Source organism: Pseudomonas sp. NFX98 (genome assembly GCF_047784845.1).
Classification (GTDB): domain Bacteria; phylum Pseudomonadota; class Gammaproteobacteria; order Pseudomonadales; family Pseudomonadaceae; genus Aquipseudomonas.
In genome coordinates this window covers 33338-59555 of the sequence record NZ_JBLNNF010000017.1, presented here as the reverse complement: position 1 = coordinate 59555, position 26218 = coordinate 33338, and the positions used below count along the sequence as shown (strand labels likewise).

Below are 26218 nucleotides of genomic sequence, written 5' to 3'. Positions count from 1 at the left end.
TGTCTTGGATCAGAAATTTTCTCTCGGGTCGAACGCTGCTTTCTTCGCCAGTTCCTGCCACAAGGCCTTGATATCATCGTCCGATTTTTTCGGCATGACCGCCTTCAGTTGCACGAACAGGTAACCGCGCTCGCCCGCCTTGTTCAGCAGGCCGTGGCCTTTGGCGCGCATGCGCTGGCCGTTCTGGCTGCCGGCCGGAACCTTGAGGTTGATCTTGCCGGTCAGGGTCGGCACCGCGACTTCAGCGCCCAACGCCAGCTCCCACGGTGCCAGCGGCAGGGTGATGATCAGGTTTTCGCCTTCGACGTCGAATTTCGGGTGCGGCGCGAAACGGATCGTCAGGTACAGGTCGCCATTGGCCCCGCCACCGATACCCGGTGCACCCTGGCCCTTGAGGCGGATACGCTCGCCGTCGGTCACACCGGCCGGGATCTTCACGTTCAGGCTTTTCGGGGTATTGCTGACGTGCTGGCCGGCGGCGTTGTATTGCGGCACCTGGAAGGTGACTTTCTTCGATTCGTTCGAGAGGGTTTCTTCGAGAAAGATTCCAAGTTCCATTTCCACGTCTTGCCCTCGACGCCCGCTGCTGCGACGCGACTCTGCACCACCAAAACCGGGGCCACGATTACCGAAGATCGAACTGAAGAAGTCCGAAAAGTCGCCGGTGTCCTGGCCACCGCCACCGAAACCGCCACGGCTCTGCCAGCCTGGTGGTCCCTGGAACGGCTGGCCATGCTGGCCATAGCGGCGCAAGTCGTCGTATTCGGCGCGTTTGTCGGCACTTTTCAGCGCTTCATAGGCTTCAGAGGCATCCTTGAACTTGGCCTCGGCGTCCTTTTCCTTGCTGACGTCCGGGTGGTATTTGCGCGCCAGCTTGCGATAGGCGGCCTTGATCGCCTTGTCGTCTGCCGTCGGCTCCACACCGAGAATCTTGTAATAGTCTTTGAAGTCCATCGCGGGAATCACCATCCGTTATCGAGGTCGCGCCACCTGCCACAGCATGCGCCTGTTTGCGGCGCAGGGCTTGACCGATCTCATGGTTGTGACCGGGCAGCGCATCAGAAGTTTATCGGCAGCAGGCGAGGCGACTTGCGGTCGCAGCGCGGCTGTCCGGTTGATGCAGGGTAGTTTGGGGGTGATGGCACGTCTTTCAAGGCGCAGTGGCAAGATTTAGCGGATAGTCGGCCTTCGATTCTGTGCCGCACTGGCATACACTGCGCGGCCGTTTTTTAACCGGAACTTGAAAGACATGAACAACGCCTCTCCAGCCCGTGCCGTTGGTATCGATTTTGGCACGTCCAACTCCACCGTCGGCTGGCTGCGCCCCGGTGTGGAAACGCTGATTGCGCTGGAGGACGACAAGATCACCCTACCCTCGGTGGTCTTCTTCAACCTCGAAGAACGCCGCCCGGTGTACGGCCGTCTGGCGCTGCACGAATACCTGGAAGGCTACGAAGGTCGCCTGATGCGCTCGCTCAAGAGCCTGCTGGGTTCCAAGCTGATCAAGCACGACACCAGCGTCCTCGGCACGGCGATGCCGTTCAAGGACCTGCTCGGGCTGTTCATCGGCCAGCTCAAGAACCGCGCCGAAGTCGCCGCCGGTCGGGAATTCGAAGAAGTGGTGCTGGGTCGTCCGGTGTTTTTTGTCGACGATGACCCGATGGCCGACAAAGAAGCCGAAGACACCCTGGTGGATGTGGCGCGCAAGATCGGCTTCAAGGAAGTCTCGTTCCAGTTCGAACCGATTGCTGCCGCGTTCGACTACGAGTCGACCATCGAGAAAGAAGAACTGGTGCTGATCGTCGACATCGGCGGTGGTACGTCCGACTTCTCGCTGGTGCGCCTGTCGCCGGAGCGCCGCAACCACGACAACCGTCACGAAGACATCCTCGCCACCGGCGGCGTGCACATCGGCGGGACCGACTTCGACAAGCAGTTGAGCCTGCAAGGCCTGATGCCGCTGTTCGGCTACGGCAGCCGCATGAAGAGCGGCGCCTACATGCCCACCAGCCATCACATGAACCTGGCGACCTGGCACACCATCAACTCGGTGTACTCGCAGAAGTCGCAACTGGCCTTGGGCAGCATGCGCTACGACATCGAAGACACGGGCGGCATCGATCGCCTGTTCAAGTTGATCGAGCAACGCGCCGGGCACTGGCTGGCAATGGAAGTCGAAGAAACCAAGATCCAGCTGACCCACGCCGAACATCGCCACGTGCCGCTGGATCGCATCGAAGCCGGGTTGAGCGTGGAACTGAGCCGGGCGCTGTTCGAATCGGCCATCGACAACCTGCTGGAACGGGTGCGCAACAGCGTGACCCAGTTGCTGGTCGACGCTGACGTGCGGGTTGATCAGGTCGATACGGTGTTCTTCACCGGTGGTTCGAGCGGCATTCCGGCGCTGCGCAACAGCGTTTCGGCGATGTTGCCGAATGCTCGGCATGTGGAAGGGAATATCTTCGGCAGTATCGGAAGTGGTCTGGCGATTGAGGCGTCGAAGCGTTACGGTTCGATGGGCTGATCCAGAACCGAGTCGCCGCCATCGCTGACAAGCCAGCTCCCACAGGTACAGCGCCGTTTTCGCCGCATACGCCATACCTGTGGGAGCGGGCTTGCCCGCGATGACGTCAGATCAGGCAATACATCTCCCCGATCAAACCATCCCCACCTGCTTCAACTCGCTCTTCAGGTACGCGTAATAAATCGGCCCCGCCACCACCCCCGGCAGGCCGAACGCGGCCTCGAACACCAGCATCGCCAATAGCAACTCCCATGACTTGGCACTGATCTGCCCGCCGACGATGCGCGCGTTGAGGAAGTATTCGAGCTTGTGGATAACGATCAGGTAACCCAGCGCCGCCAGGGCCACCCAGATCGACAGCGACAGGCCGACGATGGTGATCAAGGTGTTCGACATCAGGTTGCCGATCACCGGCAACAGGCCGAGCAGGAAGGTCAGGACGATCAGGGTTTTGGTCAGCGGCAACTTGATGCCGAACATCGGCAGCACCACCGCCAGGAAGATCCCGGTGAAGAAGGTGTTGAGCAGGGAAATCTTGATTTGTGCGAACACGATGTTGCGGAAAGCCTGGACCAGCAGATGCAGGCGATCGAACAGTGCCGCCGCCAATGGCTTGCGCTTGGTCAGGTCCGGAATGCGCTGCAAGGCGATGATCGCACCGAGCACCATGCCGATCAGCAGCGTCACGAACATGTGCGCCGCGTCCTTGCCGACCAGTTGCAAGTCGCTGAGGTGCTTGCTGATCCATTCGCCAATCGCTACGCGAAACTCGGCGGCGCTGGCCGGCAGATAGGCATCGATGAACGGCGGCAGTTGCCCGCGCGCGCGATCGACCACGCCCATGAACTTGTCGAGGGATGCGCCGGGGTTTTCCGCTTCGTGCAGCAGGAAGCTGATGGCGCCGGCAAAGATCAGCGTCAACACGCTGACAATCAATGTCCCCAGCAACGCCACCGCAAGCCAGCGCGCACGCCGGCCTTCGATCAACCGCTGCAATTGCGGAGTGAGCATGTTGACCAGTTCGAACACCAGCAACCCGGCCAGCAGACTCGGCAGCAACCGCAGCGGTATCACCAGCAGCAGCCCACCAAAGATGATGACCCAGCTGATGACCAGCAAAACTTGACGCTGAGAAAACGTTGGCATACAGCCTCAAAACAAACGGCGTAAAAGGATTGGCAGTCTGCCAGCGATCCGGTGTCAACACTAGGGATTGTGTGGGGCGACCTTGGTCGGGGGTTGAGGCTTTTTTGCAGTGCCTCAGCCGGCCCCATCGCTAGCAGGCTAGCTGCCACATTTGAATTTGTGGTGCCTACCGTCCGTAGCCCCACCGAAACTTTCGTCGCCGCCCCGCAGTCAGCAAAAGAATGGGGCATTCGGACGGGAGGCGACATGGCGGCGATTCACATCGGAATTTCAGGTTGGCGCTACACGCCCTGGCGGGGGGATTTCTACCCAAAGGGCTTACCGCAGAGACGCGAGTTGCAATTCGCGTCGCGGGCAGTCAACAGCATTGAAATCAATGGATCGTTTTACGCCCTGCAACGGCCGGAACGCTACGCCCAGTGGTACGCCGAAACCCCGTCGAACTTCGTGTTCAGCGTCAAGGCCCCGCGCTTCATCACTCACATAAAACGGCTGCGGGACATCCATAAACCCTTGGCGAATTTCTTTGCTTCCGGGGTTTTGGAGCTCAAGGAAAAACTTGGGCCGATCCTCTGGCAGTTTCCACCCAACTTCAAATTCGATGCCGAGCTGTTCGAAAACTTCCTCGAACAATTACCCCACGACACCGAACAGGCGGCCGCCCTCGCCCGCCAGCACGACTCGCATCTCCATGGTCACGCCAGCCTCAAGGCGTACAAGAAAAAACCGGTGCGCCACGCCGTGGAGATCCGCAACGACAGCTTCATCGACGCGGCCTTCGTCCGCCTGCTCAAACGCTACAACACGGCATTGGTGATCGCCGACACCGCCGGTAAATGGCCGTATCGCGAAGACATCACCAGCGACTTCGTCTACCTGCGTCTGCACGGTGCCGAAGAGCTCTACGCCAGCGGTTACACATCGCAGGCACTGAAACGCTGGGGCGATCGGATTGAGGCCTGGCATCACGGCAAGCAACCACACGACCCGCAGTTGATCGCGCCCAGACTGAAGGCCAGCGCGCGCAAGTCCCGCGAGGTATTCTGCTACTTCGATAACGACATCAAAGTCCGCGCGCCTTTCGATGCCCGGCGCTTGCTGGAGCGATTCGATCTCGACAAAGACCTGCTCACCGCCCCCGGCGAGCCTGTTGCTGAAGGAGCGCTGCCATGAGCATTTCCGAGCCGGTCGGCGTCACGGACGAGCAGGCGACCGTCGTGACCACGGTGCATCGCTTTACGGTGCTGACGGTCAACACTCACAAGGGCTTCACCGCACTGAACCGGCGTTTCATCCTGCCGGAGCTGCGCGAAGCCGTGCGCAGTGTCTCCGCCGACGTGGTGTTTTTGCAGGAAGTGCACGGCACCCACGAACAGCATCCCAAGCGCTACACCAATTGGCCGGCGATGCCGCAATACGAATTTCTCGCCGATACCCTGTGGCCGCAGTTCGCCTATGGACGCAACGCGGTGTATCCGGCGGGCGATCACGGCAATGCGTTGCTGTCGAAATTCCAGATCGTGCGTCACGACAACCTCGATGTGTCGATCAGCGGCCACGAGAATCGTGGCATCCTGCATTGCGTCTTGCGCCTGCCCGGCGAAGGCCCGGAGGTGCATGCGATTTGTGTCCATCTCGGCCTGCGCGAAACCCACCGCAATGCCCAACTCAAGCTACTCGCCCGTCGCCTGGAAGAGCTGCCGGGCGATGCACCGGTGATCGTCGCCGGGGACTTCAACGACTGGCGCCAGCGCGCCGATGCCCTGCTCAAACCCTGCGGTTTGCGCGAGGTTTTCGCCGAGCATCACGGCAAACCGGCGCGCAGTTTTCCCGCCCGCTTGCCGGCGCTGCGCCTGGACCGCATCTACGTGCGCAACCTCAAGGCCAGCCAACCGCAAGTGCTGACGACGCGGCCCTGGTCACACCTTTCCGACCACGCGCCGCTGTCGGTGGAGATCGAGCTATGAGCACCTCGCCGATGGAAAAAACCACCGTGCAGCCGATCGCCGCACCGCCAATGAGCGAGCCCGCCGCGGTCGACGTCGAGTACCGCTGGCAAGGCAACAATCGCGTCGAGTTGCTGGAAAACGGCGAAGCCTATTTCCCAAGAGTGTTCGAGGCCATGCGCCAGGCCAAGACCGAGATCCTCCTGGAAACCTTCATCGTGTTTGAGGACAAAGTCGGCGAGGAGCTGAAGACAGTGCTCATCGATGCCGCTCAACGGGGCGTGCGCGTCACCGCGAGCTTCGACGGTTTTGGCTGTGGCGAACTGAGCAGCGGGTATCTCACAGCCCTCAGCGCTGCTGGCGTGCATCTGCAAATATTCGACCCGGCACCCAAGCACCTGGGCATCCGCACCAACTGGTTCCGGCGTCTTCACCGCAAAATCGTCGTGGTGGACGGAGCGGTCGCCTTCATCGGCGGGATCAATTTTTCCGCCGATCATTTGGCCGACTTCGGCCCCGAGGCGAAGCAGGATTATTCGGTGGAGGTACAAGGGCCGTCGGTGGCGGACATTCATCATTTTGCTCTGTTGCAATGCGGTCGCCCGGTGCGCGCCAAGTACTGGTGGCAACGGCGCCGGCAGCGGCGTTCGGAGCTTGCGGTCAGCGACCACGATGGTCAGGTGCGTCTGGTACACCGCGATAACGGTGATCACCGGACCGACATCGAACAGGTTTACCGACAGGAGCTGCGCAAGGCAAAGCAACGCGTGGTGATTGCCAACGCCTACTTCTTTCCCGGCTATCGATTGTTGCGTGAGATCCGCAATGCGGCGCGCCGTGGCGTCGACGTGCGCCTGATTCTACAAGGTCAGCCGGACGTGCTGGTGGCCAAACTCGCGGCGCGCATGACTTACGACTACCTGCTCAAGTCCGGGGTGAAAATCTACGAGTATTGCGACCGTCCACTGCACGGCAAAGTCGCATTGGTGGACGAAGACTGGAGCACGGTGGGTTCGAGCAATCTCGACCCGTTGAGCCTGTCGATGAACCTTGAGGCCAACGTGTTGATCCGCGACCGCGAGTTCAACCGCATGCTGTTCGAGCGTCTCGAAGACCTCAGCGATAACCATTGCAAAGTCATGTCCGTGGACAAGGCGCCGCGCGGGCGCATCTGGCACATGACGGTGGGGTTTCTGGTGTTCCACTTCCTGCGCCACTTCCCGGCCTGGGCCGGTTGGCTGCCGGCGCATAAACCGCGCTTGAAAGCGTTCACCTCACCGACCGGGAGCGACCAGCATGAGCCGCACTGAAGCACACGCGGCACCCCACGCCGAGCATCCGGCCAAGTCACGCTGGAGCCGCTGGAAACGACCGCTGACGATGCTGTTTTTCCTGGCGCTGATCGTGCTGTTGACGATGTTCGCCCAGCGCATCGAATGGGCCGAGGTACTGGAAACCCTGGCCGACTTCAAAGTTCGGACGCTGATCATTGCGTCCTCCCTGACCCTGCTGAGTTTTCTGGTGTACGCCTGTTTTGACTTGATCGGCCGCACCTACATCCGCCAGGACCTGACGTGGAAGCAGATCCTGCCGGTGGGGATTATCAGTTACGCCTTCAACCTCAACCTGAGCGCCTGGGTCGGTGGCATCGCCATGCGTTATCGGCTGTATTCGCGGCTCGGGGTGAGCAAAGGCAACATCGCAAAAATCCTCGGTCTGAGCCTGGCCACCAACTGGTTCGGCTACATGCTGATCGCCGGCGTGGTGTTCAGTAGCGGTCTGGTCCGGATGCCGCCAGGCTGGAAATTAAGCAGCGGCGCGTTGCAAGCGGTGGGCGTGTTGTTGCTGTTGATCAGTGCGGGCTATCTGGCGGCGTGTCAGTTCTCCAAGCGCCGCGAGTGGGCGATTCGCGGGGTAGAAATCAATTTGCCGTCGCTGCGCATGGCGATTCTGCAACTGTTGCTCGGCGCATTGAACTGGTCGCTGATGGCGGCGGTGATCTTCACTCTACTGCCGAGCAAACTGGATTATCCGCTGGTGCTCGGTGTGCTGCTGATCAGCGCCATCGCCGGGGTCATCACCCACATTCCGGCCGGGCTCGGAGTGCTGGAAGCGGTGTTTGTCGCGCTGCTGCAACACGAGGCTTCGCGGGGGAGTCTGGTGGCGGGGTTGCTGGCGTATCGGGCGATTTACTTTCTGTTGCCGTTGTTGATCACGCTTGTGATGTATCTGGTGGTGGAAGCCAAGGCGAAGTCGCTGCGGATTTCGAAGAAACCCAAGTGAATGTGTGGTGTTTGATATGACGCCATCGCGGGCAAGCCTTGCTCCTACAGGGATTGGGGCGTTCACTCATTTTGTGAACGACTCAGAACCTGTAGGAGCAAGGCTTGCCCGCGATGGCGTCCGCAAGAACACCACAAAATCACTTGGACTGAATAATGCTCAACCGCTCACCCACCACCATTTCCGTGATCCAGTCCACGAGGATCGAGGTGTAGGCCTGTTGTGAAACGGGGTCACTCAGCGCATGGTCAGCACCGTCGATGATCCGGTGCGTCAACGAATGGGTCTGCTGGCACGCCGCGCGGTAACTCATGATGGTCGCGTGGGGCACATAGGCATCGGTTTCCGATTCCACCAACAGCACATCCCCGGTAAACGCCGAGCAGGCGTGCAGTGCACGGTTGCTGTCGGCGCGCACCAGCGTGCTGCGGTAATCGCGCAGGTCGAGCTTGTCCAGATCACGCTTGGGCGTGTGCCACTGATCATCGCGATACAGCGCCGGCACCCGCAGCGCCAGCCAGCGTACGGGCCGCAAAGACGTCAGGATCGAGGCCAGGTAGCCGCCGTAGCTGGTACCGACCACGGCAATCGCCGAGGTGTCGAGCGCCGGATGCGCGAGTAAGCGGTCGTAGGCCGCCAGCAGGTCGCGCAGGTTGTCTTCGCGGGTTACCCGAGTCAGCGGAATACCGGTGCCACCGGTGTGCCCGCGCAGGTCGAAGGTCAGGCACACACAACCCAGACCGGCGATGCCTTTGGCCCGTTCCAGGTCCCGCTCCTGACTGCCGCCCCATCCGTGCACGAACAGCACGCCGGGGACTTTCGATTTGGGGCTGAGGAACGTCCCGCTCATCTGTTCATCGTCGATGTCGATTTGAATGCTTTCGCTTCTAGCCGTCATAGGAATTGACCGTTACGTACTTGAGAAGAAAGTCACTGTTTTGCGCTGGTCCACGGTACACCTCTATGGCATCCGCCGGCAGCGGTTGGTCGATGTAGGTTTCCACCGAGGACACCCGGATCGCGCGCATGTGCGGATCGTTGACGAAGCTCTGCAATGCCGCCACTTCGGCGCTGCTGGCGCCGCCCATGCGCCAGGATTGTTCGAGCACACCGCTGCGTTGTTTGCCGTCGTAATCGAGGCCCTGGGCGATGTCGTAGTTACGCCGCGAGGCATAGAAACCGGGATAGGCTTCATCCGCGGCGCTGTCGAACACCTGCGCTTGCCTGATCGCCAACCGCACGTCATCCGCCAGGTCCAGTTTCAATAAATCATCGTATCCGCCCTGCACCACCAACAAATTCGAGCCGCCATACACGTCTTCGCCCTCGGCGTCCCGGGTCAAGTATTGATCACCGCAGTAACTCAGCACTTTGTTGCCGATGAAACTCTGGCCGACGCTGTGGGTGAAGACCTTGTCCAGGTCCTGTTCCAGCACCACGCCTTCTGTGAACAGTTTTTTGGCCTCGGGCCGGGCGAGGATTTCGTCGAACTGGTCGAGGCTTTTGATCACTTCCTGACCGCGTCCGGCGCAGGCGTGAATCGGCTTGAGGCGGATCGGGCCGGCGTAGAGCAGATGTTCCGCCGCTGGCCGCGCATCCTCGAAGGAAAACACGCTGAGGCCATCGAGCACGACACTGCGCACCCGTTCGGAGAACAGCGGCGCCCAGCCTCTCGGCGCATGGGCATTGTGGTTGAGCAAACCGTGGCTGATGGCTTTGGTGCAAATGAAGTCATGCTCGACGTAACCGCCCCACAAATCGTCCGGCCCCTTGACCCCCAGCTGTCGGGCGGCGTCGGCGCCCACCAGTGTCTGTGTCGGCAACAGATAGAGTTCCCGACCTCGATGCTGCTGCGGGTCGTAGCTGCCGCCAAATTTCAGTCCGAGGATTTGCGCCAGCCAGCGGGCCAGCGCGCGATTGGTTTCGACTTCATGCAACGGTGCGTCGGGGTGCACCGAATGGGCAACCACCAGTTTCTTGCGGTTTGTTGGGGTCATGCGTCCCCCTTCAATTAACGCTGGATGAATGTAGCTGGAGGGGTGCAGAGATCAGGCCAACCGGGGCTGCCTGAAAACGCTTTGCCAATCAGGTGGTTACAGATACGGTGATGGCAGGACGCCTGCTTTATTCTGCACGACGGTTATTGCATTTCCTGCAAATTGCACGATTTCAAGCTTTGTGGAGATCCATTGTAGGAGTGAGCCTGCTCGCGTTGACGGCAGCACATTCGACATTGATGTGACTGACACACCGCTATCGCGAGCAGGCTCGCTCCTACAGGGGATCAGTGGTGATGCGATTACCGTGCTGCAGCAACCGGTGTCACCCCAAACCGCGTCCGGTAATCACTCGGCGCCAGCCCGGTGATTTTCTTGAACGTCGAGCGAAATGCGCCCGGGTCTTGATAGCCCACGGTCCAGGCGATGTGATCGATGGTGCCGTTGGTGAACTCAAGCATTTCCCGCGCCTTGCCGACCCGCAGATGCTGGCAGTACTCAGTGGGTTTGAGCCCGGTAGCCGTGCGAAAACGGCGCAGGAATGTGCGCTCTTCCAGCCCTGCCCGCTCGGCCATTGTCGTCAGCGATACATCGGTAGCGCCGGTGCTTTGCAGCCAGTGCTGCACCTTGAGAATCGACGCATCGCCGTGGCTGAGGATCGGCGCGAAATTACTGCCGCACTCGCTGGCGCTGTCGCTGTGTTCCACCACCAGAAAACGCGCGGTGCCGGTGGCAATGCTCGGCCCCATCAGGCGATCAACCAAGCGCAGTCCCAACTCGGACCAGGCCATCAACCCGGCGGTGGTGATCAGGTCACCGTCGTCGACGATGGGCGTATCGGCCTTGAGCTTGATCGCCGGGTAATGCTCGGCAAAAGTTTTCGCCGAAGTCCAGTGAGTGGTGGCGCTACGGCCGTCGAGCAGACCGCTTTCGGCCAATAGAATCGAGCCCACGCAGACCCCGCCCAGGGTCGCGCCACTGGCATGTTGCTCGCGTAGCCAGCGAATCAGCGCTTGCGGCGCCTGGCCTTCGGTAAACCCGCCGATCGACGGCGGAATCAATACCGCTACCAAAGCATCGTCCGCACCGGGATGGCTGTCGTAGACCCGAGCGGGAGGCTGATCGCCCTCGACCTGCCAATGGCTCACGCGCAATAACGGCAAGTGCGCGGCCTGATGTTCGGCGGCGATCCGGTTGGCCACCCCGAACAGGTCCGTCAACCCATGCACCGCCGCCATCTGCGCGCCGGGATAGATCAACACGCCCAGTTCGGCGATTGCCCTTTGTGCGTCCATTGTCAGTTTTCCCCCTTCTATTGTCGGTGCGGCCAATCCTCGAACGGGCTCGCGGGGCCGATACTTCATTCCACACCCAACCCGCACGTCGAGGAAACAGTCATGGCCAAGCAAGCACTCATCGTAGTCGATATCCAAAACGACTACTTCCCTCAAGGCAAGTGGCCGCTGGTCGGTGCCGATGCCGCCGCAGACAACGCCGTCCGCTTGCTCAAGGCCTTCCGCGAGGCCGGTGATTCGGTGGTGCACATCCGCCACGAGTTCACCTCACCGGACGCACCGTTTTTCACCCCGAACTCCGAAGGCGCCAAGCTGCACCCCAAAGTCCTCAACCAGGGCAACGAGCCGGTGGTACTCAAGCACTTCGTCAACTCGTTTCGCGAAACCGAACTGCAATCGATCCTCGATGAGCAAGGCGTCAAGGAACTGGTGGTCGTCGGCAGCATGAGCCACATGTGCGTCGACGGCATCACCCGCGCCGCCAATGATCTGGGCTACAGCGTGATTGTGATCCACGACGCCTGTGCTTCCCGTGATCTTGAGTTCAACGGCACGACCGTTCCGGCCGCCCATGTACATGCCGCGTTCATGTCGGCCCTGGGCTTTGCCTACGCCAATGTGATTTCCACCGACGAATACCTAAACGCCAGCCGCTGATCAACCCGTCGAAAAACCCAAGGCCCGCCTCGTCGCGGGCCTTTTTGTGGGCGGTCATAAAATCTCACGCGTGAGCCATTGATGGCACTCTGATTTCGCTGTAGGGTTGCTCACGCGTGAGATGTTCACAACGGAGTCACTGCCATGAAAAGCCGCTCCCCGTCAGACTCGCCTGTCGAGCCTGCCGTATCAAAGAGCCCAAAGGGAGAGCGCTCGAAACCGTCCGCGAAAAAGCCGTCGAGCTTCTACATGAAGCAGATGCGCGCGGGTCTGGCAGCCGCCGGTTATGTGAAACACGAAACTTGGGTGCTTCCCGAAAACCGAAGCTTGCTCAAGCAGATGGAGCAACAGCTACGCCAACCGATTCTGGCTGGCTCATTCATGTCGGAGAAATACATGAGCGCAGGCAACAACTGGAACATCGACAGCCTCTTCAACGCCCTTCAGGCTCTGGACGAGGTGGCTTCGCAAGAAATCACGCTTTCCCTGATCCAGAGCTCCGAGCCCAGCATCAAACTGGAAATGAACGAGTTTGGCGGTCTGCCGATTCACATCGCCATCGCCGGTGATCAGATCATCGTCGATACCGTTCTGGTCGATGTCGAATCCATCAATGACGTCCCGAAATTCAACGATGCCGTGCTGCGCAGCCGGGAGATGTTCCCGTTGTCGTCGATCGGTATCGAGTCCATGCCGAACGGGCAGATTGTCTACAACATGTTCGGCGCGCTGAGCTCCGATTCCAGCCTGACCAACGTGGTGACCGAGGTGAAAACCCTGGTCGACAACGTACAGCGTGCCAGCGAAGCCTTCGAACGCTTCTTCAAGTAATCATCAGGAAAGGAATGTCCACATGACTCAGTCCATCTGGAGCAAGTTGTTCACCGCATTGCGCGGCGGCGCCACCGAAGTCGGCGAAGCCATCGTCGATCAACAGGCCCTGCGCATTCTCGACCAGGAAATCCGCGAAGCCGACAGCGCCCTGGCCAGCGCCCGCCGCGAGCTGGTCACCATCATGGCCAAGCACAAACTGTCGGCTGATCGCGTCAGCGAGTACAACGCCAAGATCAAGGATCTGGAATCCAAGGCCATGGCCGCGATCCAGGCCAACCGCGAAGACCTGGCGATGGAAGTGGCCGAAGCCATTTCGACCCTGACCAATGAGCTGGACGTCGAACAAAAGCAGGCCACCGAGTTCGGCACCTACGCCGAAAACATGCGCAAGGATATCAACAAAGCCGAAGCGCGCATCAAAAGCCTGCGCCAGCAAGTGGACATGGCCAAGGCTCGCGAAAGCGTTCAGAAAGCCCAGGTCAGCGCTTCGATCGCCAGTGGCGGCGCAAATGGCAAGCTGGAAACCGCGGTCGGCACCCTCAACCGCCTGCAGGCCAAGCAACAGCAACGCGCCGCCGAACTGAACGCCCAGGATGAACTGGCAGAAGCGTCGACCGGTAACGATCTGGAACGCAAACTTCGCGAGGCCGGCATTACGCCAAACGAAGGCAGCGCCAATGCAATTCTGGAACGCCTGAAGAAACAATCGGCCGAGTAATCGAAGCCGCACCTGTAGGAGCGAGCATGCTCGCGAAAAACCTGAGTACGCCACGGGGTATCAGGCTTTGCGCGTCATCGTTAACGACCATCGCGAGCTTGCTCGCTCCTACGTCAAGTCGAGGTCAAGGATGGATGCCCTGAAGGGTTTCAAGACAGTCGCCGCTCTGGCGATCTTCATGGTCGTGCTGCAATTGCTCAATGCAGCGACCGGCTACAGTCTTGTTGCCTTCGGCCTGGTGCCGAGAACGATGCACGGACTGATCGGCATCCTTACCTCACCTTTTTTGCACGGCTCCTTCGCTCACTTGAGCGCCAACCTGATTGCCTTTCTGATACTGGGCACTCTGGTCATGGTCGAAGGCCGCAACCGCTTCTTCACCGTCAGCGCCATCATCATTTTGCTGGGCGGCTCGCTGGTCTGGCTGTTCGGTTTTTCCGGCTACCACATCGGTGCCAGCGGCTGGGTGTTCGGGTTGTGGGCGTACCTGCTGGCGCGCGCATGGTTCCAGAGGAGTTGGGGCAACCTGCTGACGGCCAGCGTTGTGACGCTGCTGTATGGCGGCCTGATCTTTGGTTTCCTGCCCCGCCAGGGTGTTTCGTTCGAAGGGCATATCTTTGGTGCGTTCGCCGGTTTTATTGCGGCCAAGGTACTTTCCCCCGCGTCGCGCACTCGGTTAAATGCCGCCCCATAAGCGCATTTGAATGTGCCTGCATCGCCTCTTCTCCCCTCAAGGAAGTCTTCAATGGGATGGTTTAAACAGATGATGGGGCTCGAGGCTCCAAACTCGAACTCGAACTCGAAGTGGATCGCCAATGACAACGCCCCACTCAATGAGTCGCCCGTCGGCCCGCTGGGCCTGGCATCAGGCAAAAGCGTGATGTTCGACTCGACCCTGACCTTGCTGCTCGACGGCAAAACCTCCGTGGCCGTGCCCGCCGCCCAACAGATCTGGAGCGCCGGCACCATCGAGCTCGGCCAATCGGCCTGGCTGTCACGCTATTACATGAACGACGAAGACCACTGGCTGCAAGTGCACACCACCGGCGATATCGCCGGGCAGGTCGAGTCGGTGATCCTGTTCAACTACCTCGACTACGTGACCATCAGCAGTGAAGCGGAGCTACGCCGACTGGCCGGCCCCGACAGCCTGATCGGCTTGCCGACCTACAGCCATAACGGTGTCGAATACACCCGTGAATGGGGAACCGAGTCTGGCCAGACCGAACTCGTGGCGCTGAGCGAGCAGTTGAGCAACCCGGACGAGAACTACCGCATCGAGCACCACTCGATGTTGTACGCCCGCGACACCGGCCTGACCAACCGCCGGGAATTCCTGCTGTTCTCCGTCGAAGAAGACGCCGAAGGCAGCATCAGCTTGAGCACTTCGCTGGGCATCTCGCTGTACACCACCGACCTGACCATTTACTAAACAGGAACAATCATGCTCGAAGCACTCTCCATTTCCCTGAACCAAACCGCGGTCCTCGGGTTTGTTTCGTACATTGTCGGTGCGGCCGCGTTGTTCGCCCTGTTCCAGTTCATCTACACCCGAATCACGCCGCACAAGGAATTTGAACTGATCCGTTCGGGCAACGTTGCCGCCGCGATCGCCCTGGGTGGCGCCATCGTCGGGTTTGCCATTCCGGCCAGCAATGTCATTGCCTATTCGATCAGCATCCTCGACTTCGTCGTCTGGGCGGTGATTGCCGCGTTCGTCCAGTTGCTGGCATTCCTGATGACCAGCCTGGTGCTCAAAGGCGCGTCCGAACGCATCCAGAAAGGTGAAATCGCTGCAGGCATCTACGTCGCGGCAGTGGCCATCAGCGTCGGCATGTTGAACGCCGCGTGCATGACCCCTTCCCAGAACTGATCGCGCGGAGATCCGGATGAAACGAAGCAAGTACGTTCAGCTCTCGCTGGCCGCGTCGGTCGCCATGGCGATATCAGGCTGCGGGCCAACGGAAAAAACCTATTCGGTACAGAAGAAATACAACTTCCAGTCCGTCCAGCAATGCGCCGACGAAAAACTGCCGGTGGACGTCTGCTCGGACGCCTACATGACTGCCCTGGCCGAGCATCGTCGCCTTGCGCCGGTGTACGACAACCAGGCCGATTGCGACGCCGACTTCGTCGCCGACTGGTGCCAGCAGGACTCTGCCGGCAAGTTCATCCCAAGGCTGGGCGGTTTCGAACTGACGGCCGATGGCCAGGTGACGCAATCCCAGGTGGACGCCGCCAAAGCGCAATTGCCTGCCGAACAAGCGAACAGTGGCGGTTCAGGCTTCTCCACCGGCAGCCTGCTGACCGGTTTATTGATCGGCAACATGTTGAGCAACAACCGCAACAGCTACTACTCCGAACCTGTGTACCGCTATCGCGATGACCGCGGCAACTATGCCTCCTCGACACTCGGCCAGCGGATTTCCAAGGGCACGACGTTTACCCGGTCCGATCAGGCGAAGTACGGCCGCGGCTACAGCACGGCAAGCACCCGCTCGGCCAGCAAGCCGATCTCAGTGGCCTCCTCCACCTCCCGTGGCGGCTTCGGCAGCAAGGCCAGTGCCCGCAGTGGCTGGGGCGGCGGATCGAGCAGTTAAGGAAACACGGCCATGAAGAAGATCCACTGCGCAGAACGGCATGACTGGAAACAGACTGCCGAAAGCCTCGGCTTTCTGTTTCACACCATTGACGATGAACCCTATTGGGACGAGAGCGCGTATTACCAATTCACGCTCAAGCAGATCGAAAACGATCTGGAAGACCCGACCACCGAGATCCATGAGATGTGCATGGACCTGGTGGCCCGCGTGGTTCAGAGCGAAGAATTGCTGGAACGCCTGAGCATTCCTGCGCCGTTCTACGACCTGATTCGTACGTCTTGGCTCGAAGGCCACCCACATCTGTACGGGCGCCTGGATTTTTCCTACAACGGTAACGGCCCCGCCAAATTACTGGAATTGAACTACGACACGCCCACCAGCCTGTACGAGGCGGCGGCATTTCAGTGGGGCTGGCTGGAGCAATGCATCGAGCGCGGTTTGCTGCCCAAGCAGGCCGACCAGTTCAACAGCATCGACACCAAACTGCATCAGGCTTTCGCCCAACTGCAGCTCAAACAGCCCTTTTACTTCGCCTCGATGAAAGACTCGATGGAGGACAAAGGCACCACCGATTACCTGCGTCTGGTCGCAGAAAAAGTCGGTATCGAATCACGGCATATCGACATCGAAGACATCGGGCTCACCAGCGAAGGACGCTTCGTCGACCTCGAAGATCGCTGGATTCCTCACCTGTTCAAGCTGCATGCCTGGGAGTTCATCTTCCACGAACCCTTTGGTGCAGCGATCGCCCAGAGTGACACGCAGTTTTTCGAGCCGGCCTGGAAATCGATCATCTCCAACAAAGGCATCCTGCCGTTGCTGTGGGAGTTCAACAAAGGCCACCCGAACCTGCTCGCCGCCCATCTTGATACCGACCCGGGCAAAGCGGTGCCCAAGGGCTGGGTGCGCAAGCCGTTCTTCTCGCGGGAAGGCGCCAACATAGAACTGCAAACTGCTGACGGCCTGATCGTAAAACAGGACGGGCCCTACACGGATGCGCCCTTCATCCTGCAAGAGTTCGCCCCGCTTCCGAAGTTCGGCGACAGCTATACGCTGATCGGCTCCTGGATGATCGCCGATCAGGCGGCGGGTATTGGTGTGCGGGAAGACAACAGCCTGATCACCAAGGATTCGAGTCGGTTCTTGCCGCACCTGATTCTCGACTGAATCCATCCCCATGAAAAAGCCCAGCGCTTCTAAAGCCCTGGGCTTTTTTTGTCCGCACGTTTAGACGATCTGCACCAAACGCAATACCGCCAGAACCCAAAAGAATCAGGCCAGCGCCAACAATAGCGTCACTCCCAAGGTGAACCGCGGGGGCTTAACTTTCTAGCCAAACTCACTGGAAGCCTGAACAATGAACACTTCGAATATCAGCACTGTCAGCGCGTCGAACACCTCATCGCTCGGCGTTAAAACCACAGCGATCGGGACCTACGGCATTTACTTCGCCCTCGCCGTCATCTACTTCTGGTTCGGTGGAATGAAATTCACCCACTACGAAGCAGAAGGTCTGGTTCCACTGGTGAGCAACAGCCCATTGCTGGGCTGGGTGTATCAGATCTTCAGCGTCGATCTGTTTTCCAGCCTGCTGGGGGTGCTTGAGGTCTCGATTGGCGTGTTGATCGCCGGCCGCCTGCTGTCGCCAAAGCTTTCACTGATTGGAGGCGCTCTGTCCGCCGGGCTGTTCGTCACGACATTGAGCTTCATGTTCTCGACGCCTGGCGTGTTCGAACCCGGCCTCGGCTTCCCGGCTATCTCGATTGCACCGGGCCAGTTCCTCCTCAAGGACCTTGGATTGCTTGCCGCCTCCCTCTTCGTGGCGGGTCATTCCCTGACCAAGCTGGAAACGCCTTGAGCTGACAACTTCACAATGAAAAAGGCCTGAAACAGTTCGATGTTTCAGGCCTTTTTCATTTCTGCCTACAACGATTGACCGCGCTCCGCGCCCTCACCGTTCAGAGATTTCATCCAGTCCCGAGGGCTACAACCGGTCTTGCGCCGAAACGCCCGGGCAAGCGCCGAAGGACTTTCATAACCGACCTCGTCGGCAATCAGCGTAATCGGGCGCCCCTCACGCAGGCGCTTCTGCGCCAGACTGATCCGCCAACTCAGCAGGTAGTCAGCAGGTGTCTGCCCTAACACCGAGCGAAAGTGCACCGCATACGCGGCGCGGGACATGTTCGACTCATTCGCCAGCTCCGCAACCGACCACGCCTGGTGTGGCGCCTCGTGCATCTGAATCAACGAACGGGACAGCCGCAAATCCGCCAACCCGGCCATCATTCCAGTGCTCAACTGATGGTGATCAAGCAGGTGCCGGAACAGCAGGATGATCAACAACTCGAACAAGCGATCAAGCACCGCCTCCCTGCCGCAGTGCACATCCGCTGCCTCTCTGAACAGCCACGTCAGCGTATCGGCCAGCAGCGGCAGCTCATCCAGGGACAGCACCATAAGATCGGGCAGCGAAGCAGAAATGGGGTTGCTGGCACCGCCGTCGAATGCCAGCGACGCACACAACAGCTGAGCGCCCTCGGGTTCACCGCCGATCAATTGATGGCGACTGGGACGCGGCAGGAAAACCAGGCTGGGGCGGTCAATCAGCGTATCGCTGCCGCCAGGCACTTTCAGCGTAACGGTGCCCGCCTGCAACAGATGGATATGACCGCGCTGGTCAGCGCCGTCATAAGCAGCCACTCCGCAGAGCTTGCCACTGTAGAACAGGCTCGCGCGAACGCCGAACTGGGACAGCAATGTAGACAGGCGATCCATGGGGCAACCCGGTGTCAGTTTTAGACGAATTGCATCATATCACTGAGAATTCCGGCCCTTATTGCACTGGCCTTGAGAACGTGCAGGCAACAAAAAACCCGGCATCCTCTAAGGAGTGCCGGGCTTTGCCTGGCTCGAAGCTAATTCCTAGAACGGAATATCGTCATCAAAGCTGTCGAAGTCCGGAGCTGGCTGTGGTGCGGCCTGCTGTGGAGCCGGGGCCGAACGCTGTTGCGGTGCCGATTGCTGAGGACGAGGAGCCTGTTGGCGCGGAGCGGATTGCTGGTAGTTGTTACCGCCGCCGCCCTGGCCTTGCTGGTCGCCCTGTGGACGGCCGCCCAGCAATTGCATGGTGCCTTGCATGTCGACCACGATTTCAGTGGTGTAACGCTTGATGCCGTCTTTTTCCCACTCGCGAGTCTGCAGTTTGCCTTCGATGTAGACCTGCGAACCTTTACGCAGGTACTCGCCAGCGATTTCTGCAACTTTGCCGAACATCGACACACGGTGCCATTCGGTCTTTTCGACTTTCTGACCGGTTTGCTTGTCGGTCCACTGCTCGCTGGTCGCCAGACTCAGGTTGGTCACGGCGTTGCCGTTCGGCAGGTAGCGAACTTCAGGATCCTGGCCGCAAGTGCCGACCAATATGACTTTGTTAACCCCACGGGCCATTACGTTCTCCTAGGCTACGCACGCTGCCCCGGCCGGGTTGTTCACCAGGCTTTCAAGGGTGGTGCGATCCAATAGTTCGGTGTCCAATTTGATGTAAATGGCCGCCTCATCAGCGACTATCACTGCATCTGTTACCCCTACGACGGCCTTCAGGCGCTCGACCAGACCCGCTTCGCGGATCGCCTCGGGCGACAACGGCAAGCGCAGACTTGTCACGTAGGGAGGTTCACGCATGGTAACAGCAAAGACCAGCCAAAGTGCAGCCAGCCCGGCGCAACCGAGGAAGACAACCGACAAACCGCCATGCTGGAACAACCAGCCGCCGAGGATACCGCCCAGTGCCGATCCCAGGAACTGACTGGTGGAATAAACCCCCATCGCCGTGCCTTTGCCGCCCGCCGGTGAAACCTTGCTGATCAGCGACGGCAGCGAAGCTTCCAGCAGATTGAACGCAGTGAAAAACACCACGGTCCCGATCACCAGAGTCCGCAAGCTATCGCCGAACTGCCAGAAGAATAGCTCAGTGAGCATCAGCGTCACGACGGCGCCGAGCAAAACTCGTTTCATTTTGCGTCGCTTCTCGCCATAGATAATGAACGGGATCATGGCGAAGAAAGAAATCAGCAGCGCAGTCAGGTACACCCACCAGTGCTGTTCCTTGGGCAGCCCGGCTTTTTCCACCAACGCCAGCGGCAAGGCAACGAAGCTCGACATCAGCATCGCGTGCAAGACAAAAATGCCCAGGTCCAGGCGCAGCAGGTCCGGATGTTTGAGCGTCGGGATCAATGCCTGGCGCGCGACACCGGACTCACGGTGCTGCAGCGGGCCAGTGGAGCGCGGCACCATGAACATCACGATCACGATGCCGAACAGCGCCATGCCGCCAGTAGCGAGGAACAATCCGGACAGGCCGAAAGCGCGAGTCAGCAACGGCCCGACAACCATGGCGACGGCGAACGACAGCCCGATGGTCACGCCGATCATGGCCATGGCTTTGGTTCGATGCTGCTCGCGGGTCAGGTCTGACAGCAACGCCATGACCGCTGCGGAAATCGCCCCGGCGCCCTGCAGGATGCGACCGGCGATCACGCCCCAGATCGAATCGGCGTTGGCCGCCAGTACGCTGCCGAGGGCGAAGACGATCAGCCCAAGATAAATCACCGGGCGGCGACCGATGCGGTCGGAAATGAAACCGAAAGGAATCTGGAAAATCGCCTGGGTCAGGCCGTAAGCGCCAATGGCCAGCCCGATCAGGGCCGGGGTCGCTCCTGCCAGGTCCATGCCGTAGGTCGCCAGTACCGGCAACACCATGAACATGCCAAGCATACGGAAGGCGAACACCAGGGCCAGACCGCTCGCTGCGCGGGTCTCGCTGCCACTCATGCGTTCGCTGTGGGGATCGTGCATGGAAAAACCTCATGTGAACCGGCGGCGATTCTACCAGTCCCATCGATTGGCAGGGTATATCGCGACGCTTTGCCGCGTGTAGATGACAGACCTTTCATGTAAGGCTGCAAAGACATCATTCGATAGTGTGCATCCATCCAGTATTTGGCCGTATACTCCTACGTTTTCGACGCCCGCCAAGCGAGGCCACTTTGGACAAGATCCTGATTCGTGGGGCTCGAACCCACAACCTGAAGAACATCGACCTGACCCTGCCACGGGACAAGCTGATCGTCATCACCGGCCTGTCCGGCTCCGGCAAGTCGTCCCTGGCCTTTGACACGCTATACGCCGAAGGCCAGCGCCGCTACGTCGAATCGCTGTCGGCCTACGCCCGGCAATTCCTGTCGATGATGGAAAAGCCTGACGTCGACACCATCGAAGGCCTGTCGCCGGCAATTTCCATCGAACAGAAGTCGACCTCGCACAACCCGCGTTCGACCGTCGGCACCATTACCGAAATCTACGACTACCTGCGCTTGCTGTATGCACGCGTGGGTATTCCGCGTTGCCCGGACCACGATATTCCGCTGGAAGCGCAAACCGTCAGCCAGATGGTCGACCTGGTCCTCGCCCAACCGGAGGGCAGCAAACTGATGTTGCTGGCCCCGGTGATCCGCGAGCGTAAAGGCGAACACCTGTCGGTCTTCGAAGAGCTGCGCGCCCAAGGCTTTGTGCGTGCCCGCATCAACGGCAAGCTCTACGAACTGGACGAAGCGCCCAAGCTCGACAAGCAGAAAAAACATACCATTGATGTGGTGGTCGACCGTTTCAAGGTCCGTGCGGACCTGCAACAGCGTCTGGCCGAGTCCTTCGAGACCGCGCTGAAGCTGGCGGACGGCATCGCCCTGGTCGCACCGATGGACGACGAGCCGGGCGAAGAAATGATCTTCTCCGCGCGTTTCGCCTGCCCGATTTGCGGCCACGCCATCAGTGAACTCGAACCGAAGCTGTTTTCCTTCAACAACCCGGCCGGCGCCTGCCCGACCTGCGATGGCCTGGGCGTTAAGCAATTCTTCGACATCAAGCGACTGGTCAATGGCGAGCTGACGCTTGCCGAAGGCGCGATCCGTGGCTGGGACCGGCGCAACGTCTATTACTTCCAGATGCTCGGTTCACTGGCGTCCCATTTCAAATTCAGCCTGGAAGTGCCGTTCAACGAGCTGCCGGCCGATCAGCAGAAGCAGATCCTGCACGGCAGCGGCTCGCAGAACGTCGACTTCAAATACCTGAACGACCGTGGCGATATCGTCAAACGCTCGCACCCGTTCGAAGGCATCGTGCCGAACCTGGAACGCCGTTATCGCGAAACCGAGTCGGCCTCGGTACGCGAAGAGCTGGCCAAGTTCCTCAGCACCCAGGCATGCCCGGACTGTCGCGGCACCCGCCTGCGTCGTGAAGCGCGGCACGTGTGGGTTGGCGAGAAAACCTTGCCGGCGGTGACCAATCTGCCCATCGGCGATGCTTGCGACTACTTCGGCGGGCTGAAACTCACCGGCCGTCGTGGTGAGATTGCCGACAAAATCCTCAAGGAAATCCGCGAGCGCCTGCAGTTCCTGGTCAACGTCGGCCTCGACTATCTGTCGCTGGATCGCAGTGCAGACACCCTGTCCGGTGGCGAAGCGCAGCGTATTCGCCTGGCGAGCCAGATCGGCGCCGGTCTGGTCGGCGTTCTCTACATCCTCGACGAACCGTCGATCGGCCTGCACCAGCGCGATAACGACCGATTGCTCGGCACCCTGAAACACCTGCGGGACATCGGCAACACCGTGATCGTGGTCGAGCACGACGAAGACGCAATCCGTTTGGCCGACTACGTGGTTGATATCGGCCCGGGCGCGGGGGTTCATGGCGGGCACATCGTTGCAGAAGGCACGCCGGCCGAGGTCATGGCTCATCCGGATTCGTTGACCGGTAAGTACCTGTCGGGCCGGGTCAAAATCGAAGTGCCGGCCAAGCGCACACCGCGCAACAAAAAGCTGTCGCTGTCGCTCAAGGGCGCTCGCGGCAACAACTTGCGCAACGTCGATCTGGACATTCCAATCGGCTTGCTGACCTGCGTGACCGGCGTCTCCGGTTCGGGCAAGTCGACGCTGATCAACAACACGCTCTTCCCGCTGAGCGCCACGGCGTTGAACGGCGCAACAACGCTTGAAGCTGCCGCTCATGACAGCATCAAGGGTCTGGAGCATCTGGATAAGGTCGTCGATATCGACCAAAGCCCGATCGGCCGTACACCTCGCTCCAACCCGGCGACCTACACCGGTTTGTTCACACCGATTCGCGAGCTTTTCGCTGGCGTACCCGAATCCCGCTCCCGCGGTTACGGGCCTGGACGGTTCTCCTTCAACGTGAAGGGCGGACGCTGCGAAGCTTGTCAGGGCGATGGCCTGATCAAAGTGGAAATGCACTTCCTGCCGGACATCTACGTGCCCTGCGACGTGTGCAAGAGCAAGCGCTACAACCGCGAAACGCTGGAGATCAAGTACAAGGGCAAGAGCATCCACGAAACGCTCGAGATGACTATCGAGGAGGCCCGTGTGTTCTTCGACGCGGTACCGGCCCTGGCGCGCAAGCTACAGACGTTGATGGACGTCGGCCTGTCCTACATCAAGCTCGGGCAATCGGCGACCACCCTGTCCGGTGGTGAGGCGCAGCGGGTCAAACTGTCCCGCGAGCTGTCCAAGCGCGACACCGGCAAAACCCTGTACATCCTCGACGAGCCGACCACCGGCCTGCACTTCGCGGATATTCAGCAGTTGCTCGACGTGCTGCATCGACTGCGCGACCACGGCAACACGGTGGTGGTGATCGAGCACAACCTGGACGTGATCAAGACCGCTGACTGGCTGGTGGATCTGGGTCCGGAAGGCGGGTCAAAAGGCGGGCAGATCATTGCTGTCGGCACACCGGAAGAAGTGGCCGAAATGAAGCAATCGCACACTGGCTACTACCTGAAACCGCTGCTGGAGCGTGATCGGGCTTAACCCAGGCCCCATGAAAAAGCCCCTGTCACTTCATCAGTGACAGGGGCTTTTTTGTATCAGTTGCAATCAGGCGTGGGATTGCAGGTAGTTCTCGAGACCGATCAGCTTGATCAGACCCAACTGCTTCTCGAGCCAGTAGGTGTGATCTTCTTCAGTGTCATGCAATTGAACCCGTAGCATTTCGCGGCTGACATAGTCCTTGTGCTGCTCGCAGAGCTTGATGCCCTTGCACAGCGCAGCCCGCACCTTGTACTCCAGCCGCAAATCCGCTTCGAGCATCTCGGTGACCGTGGTGCCAACATCGAGATCGTCCGGACGCATGCGTGGCGTGCCTTCGAGCATCAGAATCCGGCGCATCAGGGCATCAGCGTGCCCGGCCTCTTCTTCCATCTCGTGGTTGATTCGTTCGTAGAGCTTGGTAAAACCCCAGTCCTCATACATCCGCGAATGGACGAAATATTGATCACGCGCGGCCAGTTCGCCGGTCAGCAACGTGTTGAGGTAATCGATAACGTCTGGGTGGCCTTGCATCGCCCTACATCTCCCTGCTTGAAAGTCTGTAGTTTGAACCAACACGGCCATAACGTCACTCGCCAGACGCAATAAAAGCGAAGATATTCTGAGAAAAGCAGCCGAAATAACGCAAAAACCGCCCAAATAAGGGCGGTTCTGCTTCTCATTTAGACTTCGTTAAGCTGTACGTTCAGCAGCTTTGCGATTGCTTCTCCATACGCCTGATCGGCCTTGAAGAAATGCTGCAACTGACGATCAACCACATCACTCGATACACCCGCCATTGCCCCCGCGATGTTGCTGACCAGCAATGTTTTCTGCTCGTCGCTCATCAAACGGAACAACGCACCCGCGTGGCTGTAGTAGTCGGTATCCTCGCGATGATCGTAGCGATCAGCCGCACCGCTTAAGGCGAGCGCTGGCTCGGCATAGCGAGGTGCCTGCTTCGGCGAATCGACATAACTGTTCGGCTCGTAATTCGGCGTTGCGCCGCCATTACTGCCAAACGCCATCGAACCATCGCGCTGGTAGCTGTTGACCGGGCTACGCGGAGCGTTCACAGGCAGTTGCTGGTGATTGGTGCCAATACGGTAGCGATGGGCATCAGCGTAGGCAAACACACGACCTTGCAGCATGCGATCCGGCGACAGGCCTACACCCGGCACCATATTGCTTGGGCCGAACGCCGCTTGCTCGACTTCAGCAAAGTAGTTGAGCGGGTTGCGATTCAACTCCAGCTCGCCGACTTCGATCAACGGAAACTCTTTCTGCGACCAGGTTTTGGTGACGTCGAACGGGTTTTCATAATGCGCGGCGGCCTGGGACTCGGTCATGATCTGGATGCATACGCTCCATTTCGGGAAATCACCGCGCTCAATGGCTTCGAACAGGTCGCGCTGAGCGTAATCCGGATCAGTCCCGGCCAAGCGCGCTGCCTCTGCCGGCGCCAGGTTCTTGATCCCTTGCTTGGTCTTGTAGTGCCACTTCACCCAATGACGCTCGCCATTGGCGCTGATCAGGCTATAGGTGTGGCTACCGAAGCCGTGCATGTGGCGGTAACCATCAGGGATGCCTCGGTCCGAAAACAGGATGGTGACCTGGTGCAGCGCCTCCGGAGAGTGCGACCAGAAGTCCCACATTGCCTGCGCGCTTTTGAGGTTGCTTTGCGGGAGCCGTTTTTGGGTGTGGATGAAGTCCGGGAATTTGAGCGGATCACGGATAAAGAACACCGGCGTGTTGTTGCCGACGATGTCCCAGTTGCCTTCTTCGGTGTAGAACTTCAACGCAAAACCACGTGGATCACGCTCGGTATCAGCCGAACCGCGCTCGCCACCGACCGTGGAGAACCGGAGAAAGGTTGGTGTTTGCTTGCCGACGGCGTCGAACAGCTTCGCGCTGGTGTATTGAGTGATATCACGAGTTACGGTGAACGTGCCGTAAGCACCTGAACCCTTGGCGTGCACACGACGCTCAGGGATGTTTTCACGGTTGAAGTGAGCAAGCTTCTCGATCAGGTGAAAGTCGTCGAGCAGCAGCGGGCCTCTCGGGCCTGCGGAACGGGAATTCTGATTATCGGCGACAGGAGCGCCACTGGCGGTGGTAAGCGTTTTATTCTGGCTCATGCGATCTCTTCCTTTGTCAGTCTCAAACTGCCGGCTAATCGGCTGAGAGGAAGTATTGATGATCCAGATGACACCTTCTAATTCATTGACTGATGCCAATCGATAGAAAATATCTAATCGAATAGGAAGGCAATCAATCGCCGTCGCACTTTTCGAGCGCGCACAAAAAACCGGGCACTAGGCCCGGTTTTTTGTATTTG

General features: G+C 59.5%; 25 protein-coding genes. 15 read left to right on the top strand and 10 right to left on the bottom strand.

Features of this window, described 5'->3' with window-relative positions; genetic code table 11:
* Positions 1-9 precede the first annotated feature (9 nt).
* Positions 10-954 carry a DnaJ C-terminal domain-containing protein gene (locus ACM110_RS21830; RefSeq protein WP_416129397.1) on the bottom strand — a complete coding sequence of 315 codons (945 nt, stop codon included), beginning with the start codon at positions 952-954 and terminating at the stop codon, positions 10-12.
* Positions 955-1249: 295 nt separating this feature from the next.
* Here ACM110_RS21830 and ACM110_RS21825 point away from each other — a divergent pair, with 295 nt between their 5' ends.
* Positions 1250-2524 (top strand): Hsp70 family protein, encoded by a 1275-nt coding sequence (locus ACM110_RS21825; protein ID WP_416129396.1) that lies wholly within the window; start codon positions 1250-1252, stop codon positions 2522-2524.
* Between the two features lie 132 nt (positions 2525-2656).
* Here the strand turns inward: ACM110_RS21825 and ACM110_RS21820 are convergent, their stop codons facing one another.
* Positions 2657-3670: an AI-2E family transporter gene (locus ACM110_RS21820; RefSeq protein ID WP_416129395.1), complete on the bottom strand. Its 1014-nt coding sequence runs from the start codon at positions 3668-3670 to the stop codon at positions 2657-2659.
* Positions 3671-3916: 246 nt separating this feature from the next.
* On the opposite strand from ACM110_RS21820, the gene ACM110_RS21815 reads away from it, so the two are divergent.
* The 4 genes from ACM110_RS21815 to ACM110_RS21800 are packed head-to-tail and all read left to right on the top strand — an operon-like array spanning position 3917 to position 7899.
* Positions 3917-4843, top strand: a complete 927-nt coding sequence (locus ACM110_RS21815; protein WP_416129394.1) for a DUF72 domain-containing protein — start codon at positions 3917-3919, stop codon at positions 4841-4843.
* Complete coding sequence (locus ACM110_RS21810) at positions 4840-5637, top strand: endonuclease/exonuclease/phosphatase family protein (protein ID WP_416129393.1); 798 nt, start codon at positions 4840-4842, stop codon at positions 5635-5637. The genes ACM110_RS21815 and ACM110_RS21810 overlap by 4 nt, the downstream gene beginning before the upstream one ends.
* The gene (clsB, locus tag ACM110_RS21805) at positions 5634-6926 is read left to right on the top strand and encodes a cardiolipin synthase ClsB (RefSeq protein ID WP_416129392.1); all 1293 of its coding nucleotides are present in this window, start codon (positions 5634-5636) and stop codon (positions 6924-6926) included. The genes ACM110_RS21810 and clsB overlap by 4 nt, the downstream gene beginning before the upstream one ends.
* Complete coding sequence (locus tag ACM110_RS21800; protein WP_416129391.1) at positions 6913-7899, top strand: lysylphosphatidylglycerol synthase domain-containing protein; 987 nt, start codon at positions 6913-6915, stop codon at positions 7897-7899. Before clsB ends, ACM110_RS21800 begins: the two co-directional genes overlap by 14 nt.
* A gap of 139 nt (positions 7900-8038) precedes the next feature.
* Here ACM110_RS21800 and ACM110_RS21795 read toward each other — a convergent pair whose 3' ends face one another.
* From ACM110_RS21795 to ACM110_RS21785, 3 genes are all read right to left on the bottom strand, one after another.
* Positions 8039-8797: an alpha/beta hydrolase family protein gene (locus ACM110_RS21795; protein WP_416129390.1), complete on the bottom strand. Its 759-nt coding sequence runs from the start codon at positions 8795-8797 to the stop codon at positions 8039-8041.
* Positions 8787-9896: a DUF3182 family protein gene (locus ACM110_RS21790; RefSeq protein WP_416129389.1), complete on the bottom strand. Its 1110-nt coding sequence runs from the start codon at positions 9894-9896 to the stop codon at positions 8787-8789. Before ACM110_RS21790 ends, ACM110_RS21795 begins: the two co-directional genes overlap by 11 nt.
* A gap of 302 nt (positions 9897-10198) precedes the next feature.
* Positions 10199-11191 carry a GlxA family transcriptional regulator gene (locus ACM110_RS21785; RefSeq protein WP_416129388.1) on the bottom strand — a complete coding sequence of 331 codons (993 nt, stop codon included), beginning with the start codon at positions 11189-11191 and terminating at the stop codon, positions 10199-10201.
* Between the two features lie 102 nt (positions 11192-11293).
* Here ACM110_RS21785 and ACM110_RS21780 point away from each other — a divergent pair, with 102 nt between their 5' ends.
* The 9 genes from ACM110_RS21780 to ACM110_RS21740 all read left to right on the top strand — a co-directional run bounded on the left by ACM110_RS21780 (position 11294) and on the right by ACM110_RS21740 (position 17861).
* Entirely contained in the window at positions 11294-11848 is a 555-nt protein-coding gene (locus ACM110_RS21780; RefSeq protein ID WP_338583399.1) for a cysteine hydrolase family protein, read from the top strand.
* 144 nt (positions 11849-11992) lie between these two features.
* Entirely contained in the window at positions 11993-12679 is a 687-nt protein-coding gene (locus tag ACM110_RS21775; RefSeq protein ID WP_416129387.1) for a YjfI family protein, read from the top strand.
* Positions 12680-12701: 22 nt separating this feature from the next.
* On the top strand, positions 12702-13400 hold the full coding sequence (locus ACM110_RS21770; protein WP_416129386.1) for a PspA/IM30 family protein: 699 nt from the start codon (positions 12702-12704) through the stop codon (positions 13398-13400).
* Between the two features lie 130 nt (positions 13401-13530).
* Positions 13531-14094: a rhomboid family intramembrane serine protease gene (locus ACM110_RS21765; protein ID WP_338583403.1), complete on the top strand. Its 564-nt coding sequence runs from the start codon at positions 13531-13533 to the stop codon at positions 14092-14094.
* Between the two features lie 51 nt (positions 14095-14145).
* Complete coding sequence (locus ACM110_RS21760) at positions 14146-14832, top strand: DUF2491 family protein (RefSeq protein ID WP_416129385.1); 687 nt, start codon at positions 14146-14148, stop codon at positions 14830-14832.
* 12 nt (positions 14833-14844) lie between these two features.
* On the top strand, positions 14845-15273 hold the full coding sequence (locus ACM110_RS21755; RefSeq protein ID WP_416129384.1) for a DUF350 domain-containing protein: 429 nt from the start codon (positions 14845-14847) through the stop codon (positions 15271-15273).
* A gap of 16 nt (positions 15274-15289) precedes the next feature.
* Complete coding sequence (locus tag ACM110_RS21750; protein WP_338583407.1) at positions 15290-16000, top strand: DUF1190 domain-containing protein; 711 nt, start codon at positions 15290-15292, stop codon at positions 15998-16000.
* Between the two features lie 12 nt (positions 16001-16012).
* The gene (locus tag ACM110_RS21745) at positions 16013-17170 is read left to right on the top strand and encodes a glutathionylspermidine synthase family protein (RefSeq protein WP_416129383.1); all 1158 of its coding nucleotides are present in this window, start codon (positions 16013-16015) and stop codon (positions 17168-17170) included.
* A 190-nt stretch (positions 17171-17360) separates the two neighbouring features.
* Complete coding sequence (locus tag ACM110_RS21740; RefSeq protein WP_416129382.1) at positions 17361-17861, top strand: YkgB family protein; 501 nt, start codon at positions 17361-17363, stop codon at positions 17859-17861.
* A gap of 65 nt (positions 17862-17926) precedes the next feature.
* On the opposite strand, the gene ACM110_RS21735 is transcribed toward ACM110_RS21740, so the two are convergent.
* The 3 genes from ACM110_RS21735 to ACM110_RS21725 all read right to left on the bottom strand — a co-directional run bounded on the left by ACM110_RS21735 (position 17927) and on the right by ACM110_RS21725 (position 20857).
* Complete coding sequence (locus tag ACM110_RS21735) at positions 17927-18778, bottom strand: AraC family transcriptional regulator (RefSeq protein WP_416129381.1); 852 nt, start codon at positions 18776-18778, stop codon at positions 17927-17929.
* Between the two features lie 147 nt (positions 18779-18925).
* Entirely contained in the window at positions 18926-19450 is a 525-nt protein-coding gene (locus ACM110_RS21730) for a single-stranded DNA-binding protein (protein WP_019693874.1), read from the bottom strand.
* Between the two features lie 9 nt (positions 19451-19459).
* A complete protein-coding gene (locus ACM110_RS21725) occupies positions 19460-20857 on the bottom strand; it encodes an MFS transporter (RefSeq protein WP_416129380.1) in 1398 nt (465 codons plus the stop codon).
* A 191-nt stretch (positions 20858-21048) separates the two neighbouring features.
* Between ACM110_RS21725 and uvrA the strand changes: the two genes are divergently transcribed.
* The gene (uvrA, locus tag ACM110_RS21720) at positions 21049-23883 is read left to right on the top strand and encodes an excinuclease ABC subunit UvrA (protein ID WP_416129379.1); all 2835 of its coding nucleotides are present in this window, start codon (positions 21049-21051) and stop codon (positions 23881-23883) included.
* A gap of 66 nt (positions 23884-23949) precedes the next feature.
* Here uvrA and bfr read toward each other — a convergent pair whose 3' ends face one another.
* On the bottom strand, positions 23950-24414 hold the full coding sequence (bfr, locus tag ACM110_RS21715) for a bacterioferritin (protein WP_007970123.1): 465 nt from the start codon (positions 24412-24414) through the stop codon (positions 23950-23952).
* A 149-nt stretch (positions 24415-24563) separates the two neighbouring features.
* Positions 24564-26018: a catalase gene (locus ACM110_RS21710; RefSeq protein WP_416129378.1), complete on the bottom strand. Its 1455-nt coding sequence runs from the start codon at positions 26016-26018 to the stop codon at positions 24564-24566.
* Between the last annotated feature and the right edge of the window lie 200 nt (positions 26019-26218).